Raw genomic sequence first — 22,580 nt, forward strand, 5'->3', positions numbered from 1 at the left:
TAAAGATGAAAAACAGTACAAAATATATGCATAAGGCCATTGCTTTAGGTCTTATTGCTTCATTCATATCGTTTCAAAGCTGTAAAAAAAGCTTCTTAAATGTTGATCCGGCGCAAAATACAGCGGCAACATTGTTCTTCAAAACCCAGGATGATGCTACAAAAGCGGTTAGCGCCATGTACGCTAACCTGCGCGAATGGAACAACATCGCTTTTGCCCCTATTGCTGTAGAGAGCATGGGCTCTGACGATGTAGAAAAAGGCAGTACCGCCAGTGACGCTACCTTTTTTAATGATTACCATAACTTTACCATTACCTCGGGCGATGCTCAATTGGGCGGTTTCTGGAAAGGTCAGTACCAAAACATCAATTTTGCTAATCAGATCTTAACCAATGTACCTGGTATTACCATGGACGAAACTTTAAAAGCAAGGTATTTGGCCGAAGCTAAATTTATCCGTGCCTATTCATACTTTAGGTTGGTGAGAGCTTTTGGCGATGTACCATTACGTTTAACTTTACCTAAAGACGCATCAGAATATAATCTGCCACGTACAGCAAAAGAGCAGGTTTGGGCAGCTATTGAAACTGACTTAACCGATGCTGCTAATGTATTGCCGCAAACTTACAGCTCGGCTGATGTTGGTCACGCTACAAAAGGTGCCGCCCTTGCGCTGCATGCAAAAGTTGCTATGTACCTTAAAAAATGGAGCGATGTTTTAAGCTATACCAACCAGGTAATGGGTTTTGGTTATTCATTGTATCCTGATTACGAGCAATTGTTCCGTACAACGCATAAAAACAACCAGGAATCGGTATTTGAAATCCAGTGTTCGTTAATCCCTAACAACCCGGACGCTTCAAACTCACAGTATTCGCAGGTACAGGGTGTACGTGGTGTTACAGGTGGTGGCTGGGGCTTTAATGTACCAAGCCCGGAACTTGCGGCAGCTTATGAAACCGGCGACCCGCGACGTGACGCTACCATTATTTTCAGAGGTGAAACTACACCTGAAGGTGATAAGATCCCGGCTACCGGTGATAATCCTATGTACAATCAAAAATCATATGTGCCTTTCAGCATGTATGTATCAGGTTTTAATGAAGGTTGCCAGCAAAATAAGATCGTTTTGCGCTACGCCGATGTATTACTCATGAACGCTGAAGCTAATAATGAGCTTGGTAGCTCTGCTGCTGCATTAATTCCGTTAGAGCAGGTTCGTGCCCGTGCCCGTGCTGGTAACAATGCTATTTTACCTAAAATTACCACTACCGACCAGGCCGCATTGCGCACAGCTATATACAATGAAAGAAGAGTTGAACTGGCTATGGAATTTGAACGTTATTTCGACGTGATCCGCCAGGGCAGGGGTACCGCAGTTTTCGGCTCACGTGGCTGGAAAGCAGGTAAAAATGAAGTTTGGCCTGTGCCTCAAAATGAAATTGACCTGAGCGGCGGCGCATTAACACAAAATCCTGGTTATTAATTAGCCAATAAAATACACACAGTTGATTGATTATGAGGTTGCTTAGTTTCATTAACGGGCAACCTCTTTTATGCCCATTCTTTTTATGAAAAACACGGTTTTTCGTAAACAATAAAGAGCAGCTTTATGAAAAAACTAATATTATCCCCTTTGTTAATGATGTTTGTGCTGGGTGCTTTTGCGCAAAAAACATCAAAAAAATCAGAAGAAGGCATTAAACCGGTTGGCATTATCAAAAACCTTACTGATAGCGCCCTGCTTGACGTGGTGCAACGCCAAACGTTCCGTTATTTTTGGGATTTTGGTCATCCGGTGAGCGGTCTTGCCCGCGAGCGCAGCAACACCTCTTTTGATTATGGTAACGAGGTGGTAACTACAGGCGGTTCTGGTTTCGGTATCATGTCGCTCATAGTGGCTGATAGCCGCAAGTGGATAACCCATGAACAAGCGGTTGATCGTATGGTGAAGATCGTTAACTTTTTATACAAGGCCGACGCTTTTCACGGTGCTTTCCCGCACTGGCTAAACGGCGAAACAGGTAAAGCGATTCGCTTTGGCCGTAAGGATGATGGCGGAGATATTGTTGAGTCTGCTTATTTGTTTCAAGGGTTGCTTTGTGCAAGGCAGTATTTCAATGCCAATGATCCTAAAGAACGTCGCATCCGCGATGTGATCAACTGGATGTGGGGCGAAATGGAATGGAGCTGGTATACCCGCGATGGCCGTGATGCCCTTTACTGGCACTGGAGCCCAAACAATGGCTGGGCTATGAATTTCCCTATCCATGGGTTTAATGAATGTTTGATAACCTATGTGCTTGCGGCATCGGCCGAGCGTTACCCTGTTAGTGCTGATGTTTATCACCGCGGTTGGGCACAAAGCGATTTCTTTAAAAATGGCAGGACCTTTTATGGTTTTAAATTGCCTTTAGGTTTTGATTACGGTGGTCCGTTGTTCTTTTCACAATACTCATTTCTGGGCCTTAACCCTAAAGGTTTAAAGGATGACTATGCCGATTATTGGGAGCAAAATAAAAATCACACCCTCATCAATCATGCCTACTGTGTTGATAACCCTAAAAAATTTAAAGGCTACGGCGAAAACTGCTGGGGCTTAACCGCCAGTGATAACTTTGAAGGATACAACGCCCACTCGCCAACTAACGATCTGGGGGTAATTACACCAACGGCAGCACTATCTGCATTTCCTTACACCCCTGAGTATTCGATGAAAGCATTGCGCCATTTTTATTATGACCTGGGCGACAAGATCTGGGGTGAATATGGTTTTACCGATGCCTTCAGCGAATCGCATAACTGGTATGCCAACTCCTATTTGGCTATTGACCAGGGGCCGATCGTCGTAATGATCGAGAATTATCGTACAGGTTTGCTTTGGAAGCTTTTTATGAGTTGTCCCGAAGTGCAGGGCGGCCTGAAAAAGCTTGGTTTTGAAAGCCCGGCAATCGCAAAAAATTAATTCGGCATAAAAAAATAAACAAAAGGCCGTTAAAGAGGTGAAATTTGTTTTGATGCAACAGCGATATTTACGCTGGTTGTAAAACAGAGAAGCATTTTAACCCATGATCAAAATAATACGAATCACAGGAATGCTAAGCTTGCTCTTAGCATTCTCTTTTTTAGCCCGAGCCCAAAATTTGACCTCGTTTGACAGGGGCAGCTTTATCTTTAAAGTGGATACGCTGCCATACCGTATATTATTCCCAAAACATTTTAATCCGGGCCAAAAGTATCCTTTAGTGTTTGTACTGCATGGTTCGGGCGAACGGGGAAACAATAATGAATCGCAGTTGACTTATGGTGCCCAAAGGTTTTTACAGGATAGCGTACGCGAAATGTATGAAGCTATTGTAGTTTTCCCCCAATGTCCGGCAAAAAGCTATTGGAGCAATGTAAAGCAGGTTACCGATTCGGCAACAAATAAACGCAAATTTATTTTTCAGGAAGATGCCCCGCCAACCATGGCCATGATCATGCTGATGGGCCTTGTTGACCAGTTTTTAGATAAGCCTTTTGTTGATAAGCATAAAGTTTATGTGGGCGGCCTGAGCATGGGCGGCATGGGTACATTTGAAATAATAGGGCGGGAGCCTAAAATATTTGCAGCCGCCTTTGCCATTTGCGGGGGAGATAATACGCTGAATGCAAAAAAATACGCCAAAAAAGTTCCGCTCTGGATCTTCCACGGTAATAATGACCCGGTAGTACCGGCCGATCATTCGCAGGTAATGGTTGATGCCATTAAGGAAGCAGGAGGGCACCCAAGGTTTACCTTATACCCCGGTGTAGGTCATAACAGTTGGGATAATGCCTTTAATGAACCTGATTTGCTGCATTGGCTGTTTTCGCATAGTAAGTAGAGGAGCGACCAGAGAATAGTTACCACCTGGTAGGAGCCGGGCGGTGGCGGAATACATGAAACCATGTCATTGCGAGGAGGAACGACGAAGCAATCGCATGCTATACAGGGTGACTATGCTTCCGTGCGGTTGCCACGCTATCGCTTATAATGACATTTTTAATAACTTAATGGAGTTTATTCTTCCCCCTCTGATTTCTTAGGAATATTTTTGGCGTTGAAGCGCGGCTTAAATCCCAATTTAGGTGCAGGTGCTTCCGTTGCCTGCGGCTGAGTTTCCTCAGTTGGCTTATCCTCTTTTTTATCATCCGGCGGTTCTTCAGCTTCAGTGGCTTTGGGCTTCATTGCGGCTGCGTTAAATCGCGGTTTAAAGCCAAGCTTTGGTGCTGGAGTTTCAGAAGCCGGTTTTTCTTCTTCAACGGCTGGCTGTGAAGATTCGGCTAATGGTTTTTCCTCTTCAACCGGTTGTTCCGGTTCTGCCGGTTTGGGTTTCATCATAGCCGCGTTAAAGCGTGGTTTGAACCCCATCTTAGGAGTAGGCGCTTCTGATGCCTGTGGTTTTGGCTCTTCAGCAGGTTTTTCTTCTTCAGCAGCAGCTTCGCTTTCTACCGACTTTGGTTTTACCATAGCAGCATTGAAGCGCGGTTTAAAGCCCATTTTAGGCGCGGGTGTTTCCGCGGCAGGGCTTTGAGGCTCAGCAGTCGCCCCTTCTTCTTTTTTATCCTCTGCCGGCGCTTCTGTTTCTGCGGGTTTCGGTTTTACCATAGCCGCATTGAAGCGCGGTTTAAAGCCCATTTTAGGCGCGGGTGTTTCTGAGGCAGGGGTTTGAGGTTCGGTTGCCGCAGCATCTTCTTTTTTATCCTCTACAGGTGTTTCTGTTTCTGCAGTTTTTGGTTTTACCATGCCAGCGTTAAAGCGTGGTTTGAAACCTGGTTTGGTGGTTGCTGCAGGTGTTTCTACAGCCGGGGCAGGAGCTACAGCTTGTTGTTCTTTATCCGTTTCAGACGATGCCTCACTTGCTTCCGGTTTAGCCTTTGCCATGGCCGGGTTAAAGCGTGGCTTGAATGCCGGCTTTGGTGTAGTTTCTGCCGGTGGGGTTTCCGGTGTTGCAGGTTCTGTTGACTCCGTTTTGGGCTCTTCAACAGGAGGCACTTGTTTTGGTGTTGCCGCCTGACGGAATTTTGGTGTAAAGCCAACCTTGGCCGGTGTGCCGGGTTCTATCAAGCTTTCGGTAATGGTTTGTTCGGCAAGCGGGTTTTTGATGTGTACCTTTTCGGTTTTAACCTCAAGCGGAACTGGAAATTGCCGCCTCAGTTTATTGAACCAGTACTTTTTGGTATGGTCGAAGCTTTTTTCGCCCATCTGTTCAAAGTGATCTTTAAATTCAGAAAACAAAGCCGGTTCGCCCTGTTCAAGAGCTACAAGGTCAATTCTTTTCTTCTTTAAAAATTCTTCAAAAACCATTTTGTTTAGATATGAGATGTTAGATATGAGATTTGAGACAAAATTAAAGCTTCAAATCGTTGGGATATAAAACATAATTTTTTAGTCTCATATCTCAAATCTCATATCTCAAGTCTATAACCCCACTTCCACATCCAGCTTATTAAAGCGGATGCCTTTCTCGGTCTGGCTCCAGTCTTGACGTTCCTCGTCGGTAGCGTTAAGTAACTTCGGGAACCACTCCAGCGGGAAAGCCTGGGGTTTGCCACCATCACTTTCAACAAAAAGCAGACCGTTAGCAAAGGTAACCTTTACTTTTTTCTCCCCTTTACGTGTGTTGAATAGTGGCATGATAATGCTTAGTTAAGCCGTCATTGCGAGGTACGAAGCAATCCCAAACTATACAGGGCGGACCTGTTAATCGGGGATTGCTTCGTACCTCGTAATGACGCGTTGTTTATGTTAAATCCGATATCAGAACTATTCCGCCATATTATGGTAAACCGCCTGCACGTCGTCGTCTTCTTCCAAACGGTCAATCAGTTTCATGATATCGGTAACCTGCTCTTCGGTAACGGCGTGGAATGATTGTGGCACACGCTCCAACTTGGCCGATTTTACTTCGATACCAATTTCTTCCAGTGCCTTTTGCATTTTACCAAAATCTTCAAAAGCCGTGTGGATTACAGCGATATCATTGCCATTTTCGTCGGCTTCAACAAAGATCTCTTCCAAACCTGCATCTATCAGTTCAAATTCAAGTTCTTCCAGGTCGCGGTCTCCGGGTTCAAAAGTGAAAACCGACTTACGGGTAAAGATAAAATCAAGCGAGCCTGTTTTACCTAACGAACCGCCATATTTAGTAAAGTAGCTTCGTACGTTGGCTACGGTACGGTTGGTGTTATCTGTAGCAGTTTCAACCAAAACAGCAACGCCGTAAGGTGCATAACCTTCATAAACAAGCTCTTCGTAATCTTTTTCATCGCGGCTGCTGGCACGTTTAATAGCGGCCTCAACACGGTCTTTAGGCATGTTTACCGCCTTGGCGTTTTGTACTGCGGTACGTAAGCGCGAGTTGGTGTTAACATCGCCGCCGCCGGCCTTTACAGCCATTACAATTTCCTTACCTAAACGGGTAAACTGCACTGCCATTTTGGCCCAGCGCTTAAACTTTCTTTCTTTGCGGAATTCAAATGCTCTTCCCATGTTCTTTTAGTTCATTATTCTCGGTTGATGGTTCATGGATCAACCTTGTTGTTTTACAAAGCTTTGCCTTATAAAGACAAGGCGGTAAATATAATATTTGTTTATAAAAAGGCGGATAAAAACCTTTAACCTTTAACCTTTATCCTTTCGCCTTTTACCTTAAATAATCGTCTTTAAATTTTCCAGCATATCGGCTACCATTTTAGGCAGGTCATATTCAAGTTTCCAACCCCAGTCGTTTTGAGCATAGCTATCATCAATTGATTTTGGCCAGCTATCGGCAATGGCCTGGCGCGGATCATTTTCGCTGTAGCTGATCTCAAATTTAGGGATCAGTTTTTTGATCTCTGCTGCCAGTTGCTCAGGCGTAAAGCTGATACCCGCAAGGTTATATGACGAGCGGATGCTGATCTTTTCGGCAGGGGCGTCCATCAAGCTGATGGTAGCCCTAATGGCATCGTCCATATACATCATGGGTAGTGCGGTGCCTTCGGCCAGGAAACTTTCATAGCTGCCGGTTTTTAAGGCATGGTGAAATATATGTACGGCATAATCGGTGGTGCCGCCGCCCGGATTAGCTTTCCAGCCTATGAGTCCCGGATAGCGGATGCTGCGTACATCAAGTCCATATTTATTAAAGTAATATTCGCACCAGCGTTCGCCGGCCAGTTTACTGAAACCATAAACTGTGTTAGGATCCATTACGCAATATTGCGGCGTGTTATGCTGCGGCGAATGCGGACCGAAAACAGCTATGGAGCTTGGCCAGAAAACTTTATTTACCTTAAACTCAACCGCAAAATCAAGCACATGCAACAAGCCGGTCATGTTCAGGTCCCAGGCCATTTTAGGTTTTTGCTCACCCACGGCGGATAGTATGGCGGCTAAAAGGTAAACCTGTGTGGGGCGGTGTTTATCAAATATATGGTGCAGGTTATCTTTATCAAGCACGTTGATCAATTCGAACGGCCCGGTGCTGCCGCGCATAGCATAAGTCGGGCTGTTGATATCTGAAGCTATTACTGCGTCGGCTCCGTGTATATTTCTCAAAGCCATTACCAGTTCGGTGCCGATCTGGCCATTGGCGCCTATCACTAAGATCTTTTCGCTCATGCAATTTTGAGTTTACCGCGCAAAGGTAGGGTTTTTAAGTGAGTGGTTGATTGGGTTGGATTAGGTGAGTGGTTGTTTTTGGGATTACATCGATTGATTTTTGATTACACCGATTGATTTGTATTCTGAACCATGATTTTTAGGATTTAAGGATTGTCCAGATGTTGCCTGAACTCGAATTAAACGAATTGAGGAATTTTTAGAATTGGACTTTATTCTGATAATTCTCCAATCCTGAAAATGTTGATTCAGACAAACCACTCACTTAATCAACCCAATCAACCACTCACCTAAAAACAATCCCCATAAAAACCATAGACTTTATATTTTCACGATACCGAAAAAATGTGCATATTTGAGGGTTTAACTTTTAAAACACATAATTAATTAAAAACAGGCGCTGTGAAGCAGCCTGATACATTTCAAAAACAATTTAAAAATGAAAGTCGCAGTAGTAGGTGCTACAGGATTAGTAGGCACCAAAATGTTGCAGGTTCTTGCAGAACGCAACTTCCCCGTTACAGAATTAATTCCCGTAGCTTCAGAAAAAAGTATTGGTAAAGAAATTACTTTTAAGGGTAAGCAGTTTAAGGTGGTTTCTGTTGAGGATGCGATTAAGATGAAGCCGGACGTAGCAATTTTCTCGGCCGGCGGAAGCACTTCATTACAGCAAGCTCCTTTATTTGCAGCTGCTGGTACAACTGTTATTGATAATTCATCGGCATGGCGCATGGACCCAACCAAAAAACTGGTTGTGCCCGAAGTAAATGCTGATGTGCTTACTGCCGAAGATAAGATCATCGCTAACCCAAATTGCTCAACTATACAAATGGTAGTGGCTTTAAAACCGCTGCACGATAAATATAAAATTAAAAGGGTGGTAGTTTCAACCTACCAATCTGTTACCGGCACTGGCGTTAAAGCTGTTGATCAGCTGTTTAACGAACGTAAAGGCATCGACGGACCGAAAGTTTACCCTTACACTATCGATTTAAACGTGATCCCGCAGATTGATGTATTTACCGAAAACGGTTATACTAAAGAGGAAATGAAAATGATCCTCGAAACCAAAAAGATCATGGGTGATGACAGCATCAAAGTAACTGCTACTACTGTGCGTATCCCGGTTATGGGTGGTCACTCTGAGTCGGTTAACATTGAGTTTGCTAACGATTTTGACCTGGCCGAAGTGCGTGAGTTATTGGCTAACGCGCCGGGCATTGTTGTGGTTGATGATACTGCTAACCTGAAATACCCAATGCCGCTTGATGCGCATGACAAAGATGAGGTTTTTGTAGGCCGTATCCGCCGCGATGAAACTCAGGATAATACTCTTAACTGCTGGATAGTGTCTGACAACCTGCGTAAAGGTGCAGCTACCAATGCCGTGCAGATTGCTGAATACCTTGCTGCTCAGCATTTGATCGGTCAGCCGGTTGAGGCGTAAACAGAATATTTCTTTTCAAAAGAATAGTATAGGGATAGTCATTTGATTATCCCTATTTTTATGTAGTAATATTTTGTTATGAGAACCTTAAGCCTGATTGCTCTTTTCTGTTTTATTGCAACCATTAAACTTGTTGCCCAAACACCACAGGCTGTTGAGGCCGATCTGCTGAAATCATTTAAAAAGATTGAATATTGGGATGATCAGCAAAATAAAGGAGTTGACGGTGCAAGTGAATCATTAGGTGATGCTAATGACGAATTTGGAAATAAACTGAAAAAGTATGCAGAAACCTACCCGGCCTCCATTAACATGCCTTTCAACTCGCTTAAAAAAGCACAGCTTGATATCTTAACATCGGCGGATGGTTTGTTCAGGATCTACTCGTGGGAAACCTGGCAGGGAGGTACCATGCGCGATTTTTCCAATGTACTGCAATATAAAGCTGGAGCTAAAACAAAGTCTGTGCTGCTAACCGGCAGTCAGGAAACTTACATCCCGTTTTACAGTAACCTGTATACTTTTAAGTCGGGTGATAAAACTTACTATTTGGGTATCTATGGCACTATATATTCGGGTAAAGATGCGGGTACAGGCATCAGGGTTTTTGATATCGAAAACGGGATGCTTAATGATGATGCGAAGATCATCAAAACAGGGTCGGGGTTGAAAAGTAAGATCTACTATGACTACGATTTTTTTTCGGTAGTTGATATCCCTTTTGAAAAACGCCCGACTATCACTTTTGATCAGGCTACGCAAACTATACGGATACCTTTGGTGAATGCCAAAGCACAGGTAACCTCTAAATTCATTAATTACAAATTTAACGGCCAATACTTTGAAAAAATAAAAAGCTAATAAACAAGCAACTGAAAGCGATTTACTACGAATATCCGCCCGATTTGCTTTTTTTGCGTATCTTGTTTACCGATGAAAACCTTTAAGTTAATAATTGTTTTCTGCTGCTGTTTTTACTCAGCAAATTTGTTTGCTCAAAGTCCGCAGGCTATTGAAACCGATCTGCTAAGGATCTTTAAAAGGGTAAACTACTATGGCTCCCACAAAAAAGAGTGGAAGGCTGTTGATTCGTTAGAAAAAATGAACAAGATCTTTGGCTTTAAGCTAAAGTATTATACCTCTAAATATCCTGAAACCATTAACTACCCTTTTACCGAATTGGTTAAAGAACGGGTAGTGATCGCTACATCTGCCGATGGTTTATTTCGCACCTATTCATGGGATACCAAATTAGGCAGCACCGGGTATGATTTTGATAATGTTTTACAATACAAGGTTGGCGGTAAGGTATTTTCTTCTTTAAAAATGGATTCGGTAGGGAAAAAACATAACCCGGTTTACTGGTATTCCAAGCTTTATACGCTGAAAGGCAATAACAAGGTTTATTATCTGGCGGCCTATAATTCGGTACGTTCAAGTACCGATGCAACGCAGGGGATCCAGTTTTTTGCTATTGAGAATGGTAAATTGAATGGAGTGGTGTTATTGGTTAAAACGCCCACAGGTTTGCATAGCAAGCTGTATTTTGATTACAATTTCCTGTCGGTGGTTAATATGAAGGTGATCCCGACTATTTATTATGATGCTAAAACACAAACCATCCATAGTCCGTTAGTTAATGCAAAACGACAGGTTACCCGCGACTATATCTTGTATAAATTTACAGGTAAGTATTTTGAACGGGTAAAAAATTAACTTTGCCCGATGATCTCTTTCGCCCACCGTGTTTTTATGGAAGTTGCCGCCAACCTGAGTTTCAGTAAGGCTGCTCAGGTGCTGTTTATTACGCAGCCGGCTATCAGCAAGCACGTCAAAGCTTTAGAAGATCAGTACAAAGTGCCCCTATTTGAACGTAAGGGCAATAGCATTTTATTAACCGAAGCTGGTAATAAATTAAATGAATATCTGCAGCAGGCAACAGAAATTGAACGAAAGGTAGAATATGACCTTTCGGTATTAAGTAACCTTTCACAAGCTGCCGGGCATTTACGGCTGGGTGCAAGTACAACTATTGCCTTGTATATTTTACCATCGATACTTTCGGGTTTTCAACGCGAGTACGCCAATGTTGACGTTCAATTGGTAAACCGTAACAGCGAGTATATCCTGAACGCCTTGCTTAATCATGAAGTTGATATTGGTATTATTGAAGTTGATAATAAGCTCACCACAGTATCATACAAACCTTTTATGAGCGATGAGGTGATACCGGTTTGTTCGGCTAAAAGTCCGCTGGCAGGTAAATCATTAACGTTAAAGCAGTTTGTAAAAACACCTTTAGCAGTACGTGAACGGGGATCTGGTACATTAAATGCAGTTTTAAAAGCTCTTTCGCCTTTGCACATTAAGCCGGCCGATCTATCCGTAAAGATCCGGCTGGGTGGCACCGAAGCTTTAAAAAACTTCCTGCTTGCCGATCAGTGTCTCGGCTTTATGCCGCGTCCGTCAATTATCCGTCAACTTGCCGAAGGCGACCTGGTTGAGGTGCCTGTTGAAGGCTTGAAAATAACCCGTGATTTTTTCTTTATTCGCCGCAAGGGAACGGAGGATTACGGACTGACAAGCAATTTTATCAATTTTGCGTTGCAGCATATTGAGGGGTAATGCTGTTTTAATTTCAACCGATGCCTATTAAGATATATTCGACTGATAAGATTGAAATAGAAAAAGCAGTTCTTTATTGGATTGAATTGTTGGCGGAGGGAAAATACGATGAAGCTTATCTGTTAACTCTTCATGATCCCTATTATCAATGGAGCCCGGCAGACATCAAAAGTGTAATTAACGGATATGGATTACCAGATGAAATGCTGAAAGAAAAATATAGAGTTACGGCTCCCGATACCGCAATAATCAATAGCAATATCCATCCCTATAAGGGCATTGAGTTATATGATGATTCGGCAAAAAGACGCCATAGCTTGCATAGTATGACTATAATAGGGGATGTTTGTTATGATTTACCAATAAATGGCGAATGGAGCGATCTCTCCGTCACATTCAAGATCTTACAAAAAGATAACTTTATAATGCTCGAATTAAATGAAATTCATGTTTTTTAAAGCTTGATCAATTTCTGAACCGGGATTTTATAGGATTTTTAGGATTGGCCGGATTTTACGGTCAAGCCAAAGAAAATCCTGTTAATCCTAAAAATCTCCCCAAATCCCGGTTATCTTTACCCTCATGCCATCCTCCAAAAAAGCTTTAATTATCGGTGCCGGTATAGCCGGAATAGCCAACGCTATTAGGTTGGCGGTTAAAGGTTACCATGTTGAGGTTTATGAGGCTAATGGTTATCCCGGTGGTAAGCTGAGCCAGTTTGAGCAGGAAGGTTACCGTTTTGATGCCGGGCCAAGCCTGTTTACAATGCCGCAATACGTTGACGAGCTTTTTGAGCTGGCCGGTAAAAATCCTTCCGATTATTTCAGGTACCAAAAGCTGGATGCCGTTTGCAGGTACTTTTATGAAGATGGCACCCGGTTAACCGCTTATGCAGATGTTGATAAGTTTGGTAAAGAGGTGCAGACACAAACCGGAGAGCCTGCCGGGTCTGTGAACCAATATCTTGCAAATAGCAGGCGGATCTACGATATTACGAATCATGTTTTTTTGGAGCGTTCGCTGCACCGGCTTAAAACATATCTGCGTTGGGATACATTTAAATCAATATTAAAATTTGGAAAGATAGATGTCTTCCGCAGCATGCATAAGGCCAACCAAGGCTTTTTTAAAGATAGGCGGATAGTGCAGTTTTTTGACAGATATGCAACTTACAACGGTTCAAATCCTTACAGCGCACCGGCTACGCTAAACGTGATCCCGCATCTTGAACAACATTTTGGTGCTTATTTTCCGGAGGGGGGTATGTACAGCATTGCTTTTACCTTGGTGCAGCTGGCCGAATCATTAGGCGTTAAATTTCATTACAACAACCCGGTTACCGAGATTATTTTGAAAGAAAGAACGGTAACAGGAATTAAAGTCAAAGATGAAATATTTGAGGCTGATATCGTAGTATCCAACGTGGATGTCTGGTTCACTTATCATAAGTTACTTAATGCCCATCCCAAACTTCACCCTAAAAAAATCCTAAGCCAGGAAAGAAGCAGTTCTGCACTGATATTTTATTGGGGAATCCGGGGCCAGTTTAAGGAACTCGATTTACATAATATTTTTTTCAGCGCCGATTATGATGCGGAGTTTGATCATATCTGGCAAAAGAAAAACATATATCAGGATCCTACTGTTTACCTCAATATTAGTTCAAAATATAAACCGGATGATGCGCCCAACGGTTGCGAAAACTGGTTTGTGATGATCAATGTGCCCGCTAATACCGGGCAGGATTGGGACGTGCTGATAGCTGAAGCGAGGAATAATATATTGAACAAGTTAAATCGCCTGCTGGGTAAAGATATTGGCGGGATGATAGCTAATGAAAGCATTCTTGATCCGGGGAGTATAGAAAGCCGGACATCCTCATACCAGGGCTCACTTTATGGTACCAGTTCCAATAGTCAGTTTGCTGCATTTTTGAGGCATGCTAATAAATCATCGAAAATAAAGGGTTTACATTTTTGCGGTGGAAGTGTGCATCCGGGTGGAGGGATTCCACTTTGTTTGCTATCTGCAAAAATTGTGAGCGATCTGGTTTAATTCAAAATGCAGGGCCGCGTTACACGCGTATCCCAAATGCTTATAAAACGACTTTTTCTGTTTGAAAATGCATGTGATGTGTCTATACGTAAAAGAGGCTTTGAAGAGAATTAAATAGTCTCTTCAAATGATAAATACATAATTTGAACGAAAGATAATTTTACCAATTATTTTACAGATATTGCGGCGCTGATGCAATGTGGCCTGTAAACCAGTGTGCTATGAATTGTTTCGGTGAACAGAACCAATTATAACGAGATATGATAATCAAGAATGTTTACTTACTACTTGCCGGACTTTTATTGGCCGGTTTTACTTCATGCAAGAAGAAAGATATTTTGCCGGATAATTCCGGGAACGTTCCCGGTGACACAACGGTGAGCACCGGAAAGGCGCTGCCGGCGGGGGCGAAGGATGGGGTTACTTTTGTCAACTCCGGTAAATCAGTAATTTTTAACCTTTATGCCCCGGGCAAAAAATCGGTATCGGTAATAGGCGATTTTAACGGATGGGACGCTAATGATACTAAAGCGGTGATGAACAATACGCCGGATGGCAAACGCTGGTGGGTGCAGATAGATAATATTGATCCGGCTGTTGAATACGGTTACCAGTTTTATATTGATAAATCACTAAAAGTTGCCGATCCATATACCGAAAAAGTACTGGATCCGGACAATGATTCGTACATCTTATCAGATACTTACCCCGGTTTAAAAAAATATCCAACCGGGAAAACCACCGGTAACGTAAGTGTTTTCCAGGCCAATCAGCCTGCATACAGCTGGAAAAATACAAGCTTTACCCGGCCCGATAAAAAGAACCTGGTTGTTTATGAATTGCTTTTGCGCGATTTTGTTGATGCACATAATTATCAAACACTTACCGATACTTTAAAATATCTTTCAAATTTGGGTGTCAACGCCATTGAGCTGATGCCTATCAACGAGTTTGAGGGCAACCTTTCGTGGGGCTACAACCCATCATTCTACTTTGCACCAGATAAATATTATGGTACCAAAAATGCTTTGAAAGCTTTTATTGATGAATGCCATTCGCGCGGCATAGCGGTAATTCAGGATATGGTGCTTAACCATTCGTTTGGACAATCGCCCATGGTACAAATGTATTTTAATACAGCGGCCAGCAAGCCCGCTGCCAATAATCCCTGGTATAATGTTGATCCGACGCATCCTTATAATGTGGGCTACCAGTTTAACCACGAAAGTGCCGACACCAAATATTTTGTAAAGAATGTGCTCAAATTTTGGATGACGGAGTATAAGATAGATGGTTTCCGCTTTGATCTTTCCAAAGGCTTTACGCAGGTTAATTACGGTACAACTGATGCTGCCGTAAATGCATGGAGCCAATACGATGCCAGTCGTGTAGCTATCTGGAAGGATTATAATAACTACATCAAAAGCATCGATAATAATAACTTTTACGTGATACTGGAACACTTTGCAGCTAACCAGGAAGAAAAGGAGCTGGCCGGCGAAGGCATGATGCTTTGGAATAACCTTAACTACAATGCCAACGAAGCTACCATGGGCTGGTTAACCAACTCCAATTTCCAGGGCCTGTTTTATGACCAGCATACGTTTACGCAGCCTTACAACCTGGTAAGCTATTTTGAAAGCCATGATGAAGAGCGCCTGCAGTTTAAGAACGAAAGTTATGGCAATGCTGCTGGCAGCTACAATGTAAAAGATAAAAATACTGGTCTTGCACGCGAGGAAATGGCGGCTGCATTCCTGTTCTCGGTTCCTGGCCCTAAAATGTTATGGCAGTTTGGTGAGCTCGGTTACGATGTGAGTATTGATCAGGGGGGCCGTACCAGTAACAAACCTATTTACTGGAACTACAATACCGACCCAAATAGAAGGCATTTATATAGCATTTATTCAAAAATGATTAAGATGAAGGAGAAGAATGCCGTATTTGCTTCAACCAATTATACATACAGCCTCGGTGGTGCAATAAAAACCATACAGTTAAAGGATGCGAGTGCAAATGTGGAAGTGGTTGGTAATTTTGACGTGGTGCAGCAAACGGACAACATCAGTTTTCCCGCCACCGGTACCTGGTATGATAACATTAGTAAAGCCACTATAAATGTAACATCATTGCCATATTCCATGACCCTGCAGCCTGGCGAATACCATGTTTACAGTAGTGTTGCTTTACAGCAATAACAGGGTTAAAACACTAAGTGTTAAGGCTTACAGGAGTGGTTAACCGTTGTTTTTATGTGATGGCTTTCAACCTGTGATTATGTTCTGGAAAACTATAAGTGTGTAATTGCCTTATTTTTAATTAATTATTGATTATTAATGTTACCTTTGCAATAATTAAATAAAAATATAATGCAAGGAACAGTAAAATTCTTTAATGAAACCAAAGGTTTCGGATTTATTACACCAACTAACGGTGGCGCCGAAGTTTTTGTACACGTGTCAGGTTTGATCGACACTATCCGTGAAAACGATAGCGTTACCTACGATGTAGAACAAGGCAAAAAAGGCCTAAATGCGGTAAATGTAAAAGTAGCTTAAACTATCAATTATATAAAAATCGTACAGCATCTGTTCAGCAATGGGCAGATGCTTTTTTTATAAAATAAAAAAAGCCTAACGTTTGCTCATATTATAAGCAACACCGTTAGGCAATAATTTATCTTTAATTGGGTGATCTTCTTCTTAGTTCACAACGGGGCTTACCATCTGCACTAACGCATCAATAAACTTAGGTGCATCGTTCAAACTTTCCACCAGTTGAACATGTTCTCCGCCAAGGGCTTTAAACTCGTCACCATATTCGGTGGTTACTTCATATACGGTTTCAAGGCAGTCGGCTACAAAGGCAGGACAAAATACTAACAGGCGTTTCTTTCCTTCCTTGGCCAGTTTAGCTACAATCTCGCTGGTATAAGGCTGCACCCAAGGGTCGTTACCCAGGCGCGATTGAAAACAAATGGTATATTTTTCTCTCGGGATGCCCAATTTTTCGGCAATTAGCTTCGCGGTATGGTGTGATTGTGCCGAATAGCAAAATCTGTTGGCATCTGTAAGTGTTTCGCAGCAACCTGCCGATTTAAGGCAATGATTATGCGTATGGTCGGCTTTGATCAGCTGTCTTTGCGGCAGGCCGTGAAAGCTGAACAGGATATGGTCGTACGTATCTGGATTGTATTTTTGTGCGTTATCGGCAAAGGTTTCAATCATTAGCTCATTATCATGAAACGAATTGATGAACGTGATATTTGGCGATGTTGGCCATTGGCCAACAATACCCATCACCTTTTCATAAACCGAACCTGTGCTGGCCGAAGCATACTGCGGAAACAAAGGAATTACCTGGATACTTTCAACAAGGGCTGCTTTAAGGTTCTCTAAAGCCGATTCGATAGAAGGGTTTTGGTAACGCATGGCCAGCTCAACCATATACTCATCGCCAAGGCGCTGCTGTAAAGCCTGTTGTTGCAAAATGCTGTAGTGCAATAGGGGCGATCCTGTTTTGGGATCCCAGATAGCCTGGTATAATTTGGCTGATTTAGGTGCCCTGAAAGGAACAATGAGGCCTTTTACTAAAATGGTACGGGAGAGGGTTCCAATATCAATAACCCTTGGATCCATCAAAAACTCATTCAAATAACGCTTTACATCTGCTGTACTTGGGCTATCCGGGGTGCCCAGGTTAACCAGTAAAATTCCTTTTTTAGCCATAATTATCAGGTACAAAAATAACAAAAAATGCCCCCTTAACTTATGACGGCGGTCACAAATTACAAATAAATGAGGTGTAAGCATCATTTATACTCATGGCATTTACACTCGCGTCATTATAAGATACGAGGAAATCGCGAGCTGTACAGAGAAAATGGAGGGGCTATTTTACAGATTGGGGATTGCTTTCAAATTCCCTCAGGGCCCTCCGCGAGTTTAAGTTAACGCGCAAAATTGTTTTGTGGTTTAATCAGCAAGGCGCTTTGTTTTGTCCCTTTGGGTAATGTCATTAAGTTAAGGGAAATCCCCCTTCAAGGCTACCGTGTCGCCACATCTTTTAATTATTATATGATTATGAATTAAAAGAAAATGTCATTTCGACGAACCTGTTGGGGGAACGTGCGGATGCGGTGAGGAGAAATCTTATACATCCAGCTCTAAATTATGCAAAGCGACTTTACAGGGCGTATAAGATTTCTCTTTCGCCCCGGTGCCCAGCCCCATCTGCTCTTTCGAAATGACATTTTTATTTAAAACTTATAGGTACACGGTAGCCCAGAGGGGGAACAGGTTTGTAGTAATATCACATACCGAAGATAACCGTGCCAGAGGTACGGAACACTCGGAGTTGTGTACCTCTGGCACACCAAGACAAACAAATCTTTAATTCTACAAACCTTTTGCAACTCTGGTGCAACCTGTCAATCCCTTAACTTAATGACATTGCCCTCTGAGGCAAAGGGTATTTCTATCCTTTTTATGCTACAAACCTTTTGCACTTGGTGCATCTGTCCTTAAGCATCTCAATTAATATCAGATTATGTTGTAAAACCTTGCCGGCCCCAGCGGGGCCACGTGTATAGCTTTAAAAAAGCACATTTTGGGGCTCCGTAGGTGCCTCCTATTGAAATTTAAGGTTGATGAATTTTGTGGGTCAACTTAAATCCGCGAGAGACCCTGTAGGGACGTTCCTGTACTGAATTACGAATTGGTTAAATTCTGTTTCTTAGGTAACGGGGCCTTCCATAACCTCCACCACGGTACTCCCGGCGATTCATGATGTTCGTAATGATACCCGAAAAAGTAGCAGCTAAAAAAGGCTGCAACATGGTTACGGCGTTGGCTTCTGGCAAAATGCCGGTTATCATGCTCTCCTTTGTGAGGCTGATAGGTGCCAAAATAAAATAACTGTAAAGTGCTTAACAGTGATGGCACTACCCAAAACATAATAAGATTAGGCTGCGGGATCCAGATTTTCAGGATATTGAAAACAACAGCCATCACTACAATTTGCCATATCGACAGGTAATTGCGGATAAATTGCACATACCACGTAAAAAAGTTACCCTGGTGATAATCCGGGTCGGAGGAGGTATGTACATGGCTATGATGTTTGTGGTGCTTGGTATACAATTGCGGGTACCAGAAAGAAGCATACAGAAAAGTGCTCAGATAACCTGCAAAGTTATTTAAGCTCCTGTTTGGCGAAACGGTACCATGCATAGCATCGTGGGCGGTGATGAATAATCCCGTGTACAAGTGCATCTGCACCAGCATAAACACATAAACCAGTGGATTGGCAAAAATGAAATGCCATTGCATCAGTAAAATAATGCTTGTTGCCCAGCAACCAATTACCAGCGCGGCTACAAGTAAACCGGTATGTGAGGGACGTTTTTGCATGTGATGATGTTACAGCAAAAAGCGTGCTGTTAAAAGCTTTCTATCGCGGCTTTTACTTTTTGCATCAACCACATGGGGGTTGATGTAGCGCCGGCGATGCCTACGGTATCATTGGGGGCAAACATGTTTTTTTCAAGTTCGTCAGTTGATGATATGAAATAGGTGTTTGGGTTATGCTTGCGGCATACTTCGTACAGCACTTTACCGTTTGAAGATTTTTTACCCGACACAAAAACGATCTTATCAAAACGTGTTGCAAATTTAGGCAGGTCTTTATCACGGTTACTCACCTGGCGGCAAATGGTGTCGTTGGCTTTAAGATCATACCCACGTGAAATAAGCTCATCTTTTACCGAGTAAAATTTATCCATACTCTTGGTAGTTTGACTGTACAGCGTAATATTGTGCGGCAACTCCACATTGTCCAATTCGGCAATATCCTGGAAAACTATCGCTTCATCATTGGTTTGTCCCTGCAAGCCAACTACTTCAGCATGACCGTGTTTGCCAAAGATCAGGATCTTCTCGTTGGAGTCATATGAGGTTTTGATGCGGTTTTGCAGTTTAAGCACTACAGGGCACGAGGCATCAATAAGGGTAATATTGTTCTCTAAAGCCGTGCGGTATGTATCAGGCGCTTCACCATGGGCGCGGATAAGTACCTTTTCGTTATGGAGGTCTTTAAGCTGGCTGTGTTCAATGATACGAAGTCCCTTTGATCTCAATCGTTCTACTTCTTCGTCATTGTGCACAATATCGCCAAGGCAGTACAGGTAGCCATCTTCTTCTAAAATCTCTTCGGCCATATCAATGGCGTAAACTACCCCAAAGCAAAAGCCCGAGTCCTGATCAATAGTAACCTGTAACTGATAATCTCCCATGGTGTTGCAAATTTACGGCAAAAAAAACCGTTGATTGTAATGATTACGTTGATTTAGCTGATTTTTATGCAGATGGATATTTGATCGACTCAAGTTAATACATCAAATTCAAAACTGCAAAAAACACAAATTGTGCAATGAGTAATGCCGGGGCAACAATACCCTGCCGTTTAAATTTAAACTGCTCAAATATGAAAAGCAGCAATGCGCTCAACGCAAACCAGCAAACGTAGTTTTTAAAAGGAATGCCAGCGCCCAACCAATGCCAATAGTCAAAATTAATGGCAATGGGTTCAATCAGCACATCGAGCATGGTAAGAATAATAGCTCCCGTAAATATCCTTACTAATTTATTAGTAAGCCGGGTTCTTTGCAGGGTAACACCCATTGCATAAATCAGTAAAAACCAATTCACCCCAATCATTAAAGGGATATCGAGCAGTTTTGCACCGAGTGTGCCATCATAACTATAATGACCAAAAAGCAAACCCGTATGTACCCCGATATATTCAGCCGTAAAACCGGTAATAAAAGTGATTAGTGCAAATAGTACAAACCGGCTGTTAAAATTGTCATGGCCGTAAACGAGCACTCCCAACATTAACAGTAAATGCCAGGGTACCAATGCTATAAATAATACGGTTAATGATGGGATAACAAAGCCAATTAAACCTACCAAATGAAACAAGAAAATGATTGCCACGCAGATGCCGTTTTTGGCCGACATAGCCCTGCTGGTTACCGGGGGCGTCAAATCTTGCGCCCTTTCCACATGGTGGTTTTAGTAAGATAACGCTGTATAGATAAAATTGCCACCACCAGCAGGCTAACCATCTGGGTTGGGTGTAAAAGTATGTTATACCAGGCTTTTTGTCCTGCCGAAAGCGAGATCATGATCCGTGTAAGCAAGATCAACCCAACAGTAAAAAATATGAGTGGCAGGTTTAAGGTGGTCAGAATAATAAGCGGACCGGCAATTATGATGGTTATGTATATCAAAAAACCGATGATGCTGTAATTAAAGGCCGCCAGAAAGTTTTTGCTGAAACCGTTTATCGCTTCATTATAACCCTGGTACATGCGGCAGCTGATCATACCATTGGCCAGTAATGCTTCCCCATTGTAACGTTCGGCTTTGATCAGGCGCATGATCTCTACATCTTCCACCACCTTATCTTTCACTGCTTTGTGCCATTGATGTTTATGGTATATGGCGGCGTCAAATAGCATGAACTGACCACTGGCCGCCGCTACCGAAGCATTTTTAACAATGTATACCAGGCGCAAGGGCAGCAGGTTAAGCAATATGAAATGCATGAGCGGTACTACCAGGTTTTCGCCTAAGGTAACCATGGTTTGATTGGTGAACAGGCTTAATAAGCCCAGTTGATGCAAGTGCATACGGTGCACCGCACTGTTGATAAGCCGATTACTGATGTGTTCGTCGGCATCCAGGAATAGCAGGTATTTGCCATCGGCTTGTTTGGCCATCTGGTGGCAGGCATAGTTTTTACCCATCCAGCCGCCGGGTAATTTATCACCCTTTATTACCCTGAAATTGGGATGACTGGCTGCAAAATTATTGCAAAGCAGGTAAGTATCATCTGTTGAATCATCGTCATAAACAATCACTTCGTAATTGTTATAATCCTGCTGACAGATAGAATTTAACAAGGTCAATATATTATCCGCCTCATTGCGCGCGGGGATAAGAATAGAAACCTTATCTGAATAATATCGGCCTATATGGGGCAGCTTGGGGTTGGAGATATAATTGAACAGTGTTACCGCAAACCTGAGTATGATAAAAAAGAGGGTTATTAATATAGCTATTGTCACTTTTTATATATCAAATTCAGTTTGCAGCACTCTTGAGGCTTCATAGTGCCTTTGATATGCATCCTGTAGTTTATCTATGTTTTCACCAGCGTAATTTTCGGGCTCGCTCTTTAAGTAAACGGTTGCTGTTGGCTTTTTATGTTTAAAGTACTGAATAAAAGTTGAAGCAAAGATAAGTTGAAAATTACCGGTCGCTTTTTCAATTATCCTCATAACCCCTTTTTCAAAGTAGATGTTTGTAACAAAGTTAGCATACAGCTTGCCTTGCGGAAACATCAAAACCAGGTTTGCAGGGTCCTCAAGTAATTCGGCAGCGTAATCAAGTGACCGGACGATACTCTTCGAATCTTTTTTTACCGAAAATGCACCCACATATTTCAGGAAGCGCTCTTTGCGGGCGGTTTCTTCCAGGATCATGACATGCAGTTTTTTCTTCAGCAATTTATCGTTTACGCAATATAATATCAACCCATCCCAAAAGCTAAAATGATTGCCTATCAGCAATATTGATTTATTTTGATCAACCACGATATCGTTAAACAGCAATTCATGAAATGCTTTGCCAACCGCCCATTTGATATAGTAATGGACAATGCGGTTCATGAAAAAGTTGTTTTTATTGCGGATCATATTTTGACACGAATGTATTGCATGTCGGCGACAATTTTATCGAATTACACGAATTAAGAAATTG

At 42.5% G+C, this 22,580-nt stretch carries 21 protein-coding genes; 11 read left to right on the forward strand and 10 right to left on the reverse strand.

The genetic code is table 11. The features are described from left to right. Positions 1-5 precede the first annotated feature (5 nt). From MTO98_RS05455 to MTO98_RS05465, 3 genes are all read left to right on the forward strand, one after another. Positions 6-1,487: a RagB/SusD family nutrient uptake outer membrane protein gene (locus MTO98_RS05455; protein WP_243485601.1), complete on the forward strand. Its 1,482-nt coding sequence runs from the start codon at positions 6-8 to the stop codon at positions 1,485-1,487. A gap of 126 nt (positions 1,488-1,613) precedes the next feature. Beyond that, positions 1,614-2,966, forward strand: coding sequence for a glucoamylase family protein (locus MTO98_RS05460; RefSeq protein WP_243485602.1), 1,353 nt, complete (start codon positions 1,614-1,616; stop codon positions 2,964-2,966). Between the two features lie 103 nt (positions 2,967-3,069). Further along, on the forward strand, positions 3,070-3,867 hold the full coding sequence (locus tag MTO98_RS05465; protein WP_243485603.1) for a dienelactone hydrolase family protein: 798 nt from the start codon (positions 3,070-3,072) through the stop codon (positions 3,865-3,867). 176 nt (positions 3,868-4,043) lie between these two features. On the opposite strand, the gene MTO98_RS05470 is transcribed toward MTO98_RS05465, so the two are convergent. The 4 genes from MTO98_RS05470 to MTO98_RS05485 form a co-directional block, all read right to left on the reverse strand. Further along, positions 4,044-5,330, reverse strand: a complete 1,287-nt coding sequence (locus tag MTO98_RS05470) for a hypothetical protein (protein WP_243485604.1) — start codon at positions 5,328-5,330, stop codon at positions 4,044-4,046. Between the two features lie 114 nt (positions 5,331-5,444). Next, positions 5,445-5,660 carry a DUF2442 domain-containing protein gene (locus MTO98_RS05475; protein WP_243485605.1) on the reverse strand — a complete coding sequence of 72 codons (216 nt, stop codon included), beginning with the start codon at positions 5,658-5,660 and terminating at the stop codon, positions 5,445-5,447. 129 nt (positions 5,661-5,789) lie between these two features. After that, positions 5,790-6,515, reverse strand: coding sequence for a YebC/PmpR family DNA-binding transcriptional regulator (locus MTO98_RS05480; protein WP_243485606.1), 726 nt, complete (start codon positions 6,513-6,515; stop codon positions 5,790-5,792). A 159-nt stretch (positions 6,516-6,674) separates the two neighbouring features. After that, positions 6,675-7,628 (reverse strand): NAD-dependent epimerase/dehydratase family protein, encoded by a 954-nt coding sequence (locus MTO98_RS05485; protein ID WP_243485607.1) that lies wholly within the window; start codon positions 7,626-7,628, stop codon positions 6,675-6,677. A 439-nt stretch (positions 7,629-8,067) separates the two neighbouring features. On the opposite strand from MTO98_RS05485, the gene MTO98_RS05490 reads away from it, so the two are divergent. From MTO98_RS05490 to MTO98_RS05525, 8 genes are all read left to right on the forward strand, one after another. Then, the gene (locus tag MTO98_RS05490; RefSeq protein ID WP_090534105.1) at positions 8,068-9,075 is read left to right on the forward strand and encodes an aspartate-semialdehyde dehydrogenase; all 1,008 of its coding nucleotides are present in this window, start codon (positions 8,068-8,070) and stop codon (positions 9,073-9,075) included. A 78-nt stretch (positions 9,076-9,153) separates the two neighbouring features. After that, entirely contained in the window at positions 9,154-9,936 is a 783-nt protein-coding gene (locus tag MTO98_RS05495) for a hypothetical protein (protein ID WP_243485608.1), read from the forward strand. Between the two features lie 72 nt (positions 9,937-10,008). Beyond that, positions 10,009-10,791, forward strand: a complete 783-nt coding sequence (locus MTO98_RS05500; protein WP_243485609.1) for a hypothetical protein — start codon at positions 10,009-10,011, stop codon at positions 10,789-10,791. A 9-nt stretch (positions 10,792-10,800) separates the two neighbouring features. Then, on the forward strand, positions 10,801-11,700 hold the full coding sequence (locus tag MTO98_RS05505; RefSeq protein ID WP_243485610.1) for a LysR substrate-binding domain-containing protein: 900 nt from the start codon (positions 10,801-10,803) through the stop codon (positions 11,698-11,700). 20 nt (positions 11,701-11,720) lie between these two features. After that, positions 11,721-12,158 carry a hypothetical protein gene (locus tag MTO98_RS05510; protein ID WP_243485611.1) on the forward strand — a complete coding sequence of 146 codons (438 nt, stop codon included), beginning with the start codon at positions 11,721-11,723 and terminating at the stop codon, positions 12,156-12,158. 124 nt (positions 12,159-12,282) lie between these two features. Continuing rightward, a complete protein-coding gene (gene crtD / locus MTO98_RS05515) occupies positions 12,283-13,755 on the forward strand; it encodes a 1-hydroxycarotenoid 3,4-desaturase CrtD (RefSeq protein ID WP_243485612.1) in 1,473 nt (490 codons plus the stop codon). A 260-nt stretch (positions 13,756-14,015) separates the two neighbouring features. Next, a complete protein-coding gene (locus MTO98_RS05520; RefSeq protein WP_243485613.1) occupies positions 14,016-15,953 on the forward strand; it encodes an alpha-amylase family glycosyl hydrolase in 1,938 nt (645 codons plus the stop codon). 168 nt (positions 15,954-16,121) lie between these two features. Continuing rightward, a complete protein-coding gene (locus MTO98_RS05525; RefSeq protein ID WP_112573252.1) occupies positions 16,122-16,313 on the forward strand; it encodes a cold-shock protein in 192 nt (63 codons plus the stop codon). 144 nt (positions 16,314-16,457) lie between these two features. On the opposite strand, the gene hemH is transcribed toward MTO98_RS05525, so the two are convergent. The 6 genes from hemH to MTO98_RS05555 form a co-directional block, all read right to left on the reverse strand. Beyond that, positions 16,458-17,483: a ferrochelatase gene (gene hemH, locus MTO98_RS05530; RefSeq protein ID WP_243485614.1), complete on the reverse strand. Its 1,026-nt coding sequence runs from the start codon at positions 17,481-17,483 to the stop codon at positions 16,458-16,460. 981 nt (positions 17,484-18,464) lie between these two features. Further along, the gene (locus tag MTO98_RS05535) at positions 18,465-19,166 is read right to left on the reverse strand and encodes a fatty acid desaturase (protein ID WP_243485615.1); all 702 of its coding nucleotides are present in this window, start codon (positions 19,164-19,166) and stop codon (positions 18,465-18,467) included. A gap of 29 nt (positions 19,167-19,195) precedes the next feature. Beyond that, a complete protein-coding gene (locus tag MTO98_RS05540) occupies positions 19,196-20,047 on the reverse strand; it encodes a 4-hydroxy-3-methylbut-2-enyl diphosphate reductase (protein ID WP_243485616.1) in 852 nt (283 codons plus the stop codon). A gap of 94 nt (positions 20,048-20,141) precedes the next feature. Next, positions 20,142-20,819, reverse strand: coding sequence for a carotenoid biosynthesis protein (locus MTO98_RS05545; RefSeq protein WP_243485617.1), 678 nt, complete (start codon positions 20,817-20,819; stop codon positions 20,142-20,144). Next, the gene (locus tag MTO98_RS05550) at positions 20,798-21,886 is read right to left on the reverse strand and encodes a glycosyltransferase family 2 protein (RefSeq protein ID WP_243485618.1); all 1,089 of its coding nucleotides are present in this window, start codon (positions 21,884-21,886) and stop codon (positions 20,798-20,800) included. Before MTO98_RS05550 ends, MTO98_RS05545 begins: the two co-directional genes overlap by 22 nt. 3 nt (positions 21,887-21,889) lie before the next feature. Next, positions 21,890-22,516, reverse strand: coding sequence for a lysophospholipid acyltransferase family protein (locus MTO98_RS05555; RefSeq protein ID WP_243485619.1), 627 nt, complete (start codon positions 22,514-22,516; stop codon positions 21,890-21,892). Positions 22,517-22,580 lie beyond the last annotated feature (64 nt).

The sequence above is a fragment of the Mucilaginibacter sp. SMC90 genome, assembly GCF_022811725.1.
Taxonomy (GTDB): Bacteria; Bacteroidota; Bacteroidia; order Sphingobacteriales; family Sphingobacteriaceae; genus Mucilaginibacter.

Excerpts from the sequence above, each read along its gene's own strand:
- MTO98_RS05455 (WP_243485601.1), top strand. The coding sequence starts at position 6 with ATGAAAAACAGTACAAAATATATGCATAAGGCCATTGCTTTAGGTCTT.
- MTO98_RS05460 (WP_243485602.1), top strand. The coding sequence starts at position 1,614 with ATGAAAAAACTAATATTATCCCCTTTGTTAATGATGTTTGTGCTGGGT.
- MTO98_RS05465 (WP_243485603.1), top strand. The coding sequence starts at position 3,070 with ATGATCAAAATAATACGAATCACAGGAATGCTAAGCTTGCTCTTAGCA.
- MTO98_RS05470 (WP_243485604.1), bottom strand. The coding sequence starts at position 5,330 with ATGGTTTTTGAAGAATTTTTAAAGAAGAAAAGAATTGACCTTGTAGCT.
- MTO98_RS05475 (WP_243485605.1), bottom strand. The coding sequence starts at position 5,660 with ATGCCACTATTCAACACACGTAAAGGGGAGAAAAAAGTAAAGGTTACC.
- MTO98_RS05480 (WP_243485606.1), bottom strand. The coding sequence starts at position 6,515 with ATGGGAAGAGCATTTGAATTCCGCAAAGAAAGAAAGTTTAAGCGCTGG.
- MTO98_RS05485 (WP_243485607.1), bottom strand. The coding sequence starts at position 7,628 with ATGAGCGAAAAGATCTTAGTGATAGGCGCCAATGGCCAGATCGGCACC.
- MTO98_RS05490 (WP_090534105.1), top strand. The coding sequence starts at position 8,068 with ATGAAAGTCGCAGTAGTAGGTGCTACAGGATTAGTAGGCACCAAAATG.
- MTO98_RS05495 (WP_243485608.1), top strand. The coding sequence starts at position 9,154 with ATGAGAACCTTAAGCCTGATTGCTCTTTTCTGTTTTATTGCAACCATT.
- MTO98_RS05500 (WP_243485609.1), top strand. The coding sequence starts at position 10,009 with ATGAAAACCTTTAAGTTAATAATTGTTTTCTGCTGCTGTTTTTACTCA.
- MTO98_RS05505 (WP_243485610.1), top strand. The coding sequence starts at position 10,801 with ATGATCTCTTTCGCCCACCGTGTTTTTATGGAAGTTGCCGCCAACCTG.
- MTO98_RS05510 (WP_243485611.1), top strand. The coding sequence starts at position 11,721 with ATGCCTATTAAGATATATTCGACTGATAAGATTGAAATAGAAAAAGCA.
- crtD (WP_243485612.1), top strand. The coding sequence starts at position 12,283 with ATGCCATCCTCCAAAAAAGCTTTAATTATCGGTGCCGGTATAGCCGGA.
- MTO98_RS05520 (WP_243485613.1), top strand. The coding sequence starts at position 14,016 with ATGATAATCAAGAATGTTTACTTACTACTTGCCGGACTTTTATTGGCC.
- hemH (WP_243485614.1), bottom strand. The coding sequence starts at position 17,483 with ATGGCTAAAAAAGGAATTTTACTGGTTAACCTGGGCACCCCGGATAGC.
- MTO98_RS05535 (WP_243485615.1), bottom strand. The coding sequence starts at position 19,166 with ATGCAAAAACGTCCCTCACATACCGGTTTACTTGTAGCCGCGCTGGTA.
- MTO98_RS05540 (WP_243485616.1), bottom strand. The coding sequence starts at position 20,047 with ATGGGAGATTATCAGTTACAGGTTACTATTGATCAGGACTCGGGCTTT.
- MTO98_RS05555 (WP_243485619.1), bottom strand. The coding sequence starts at position 22,516 with ATGATCCGCAATAAAAACAACTTTTTCATGAACCGCATTGTCCATTAC.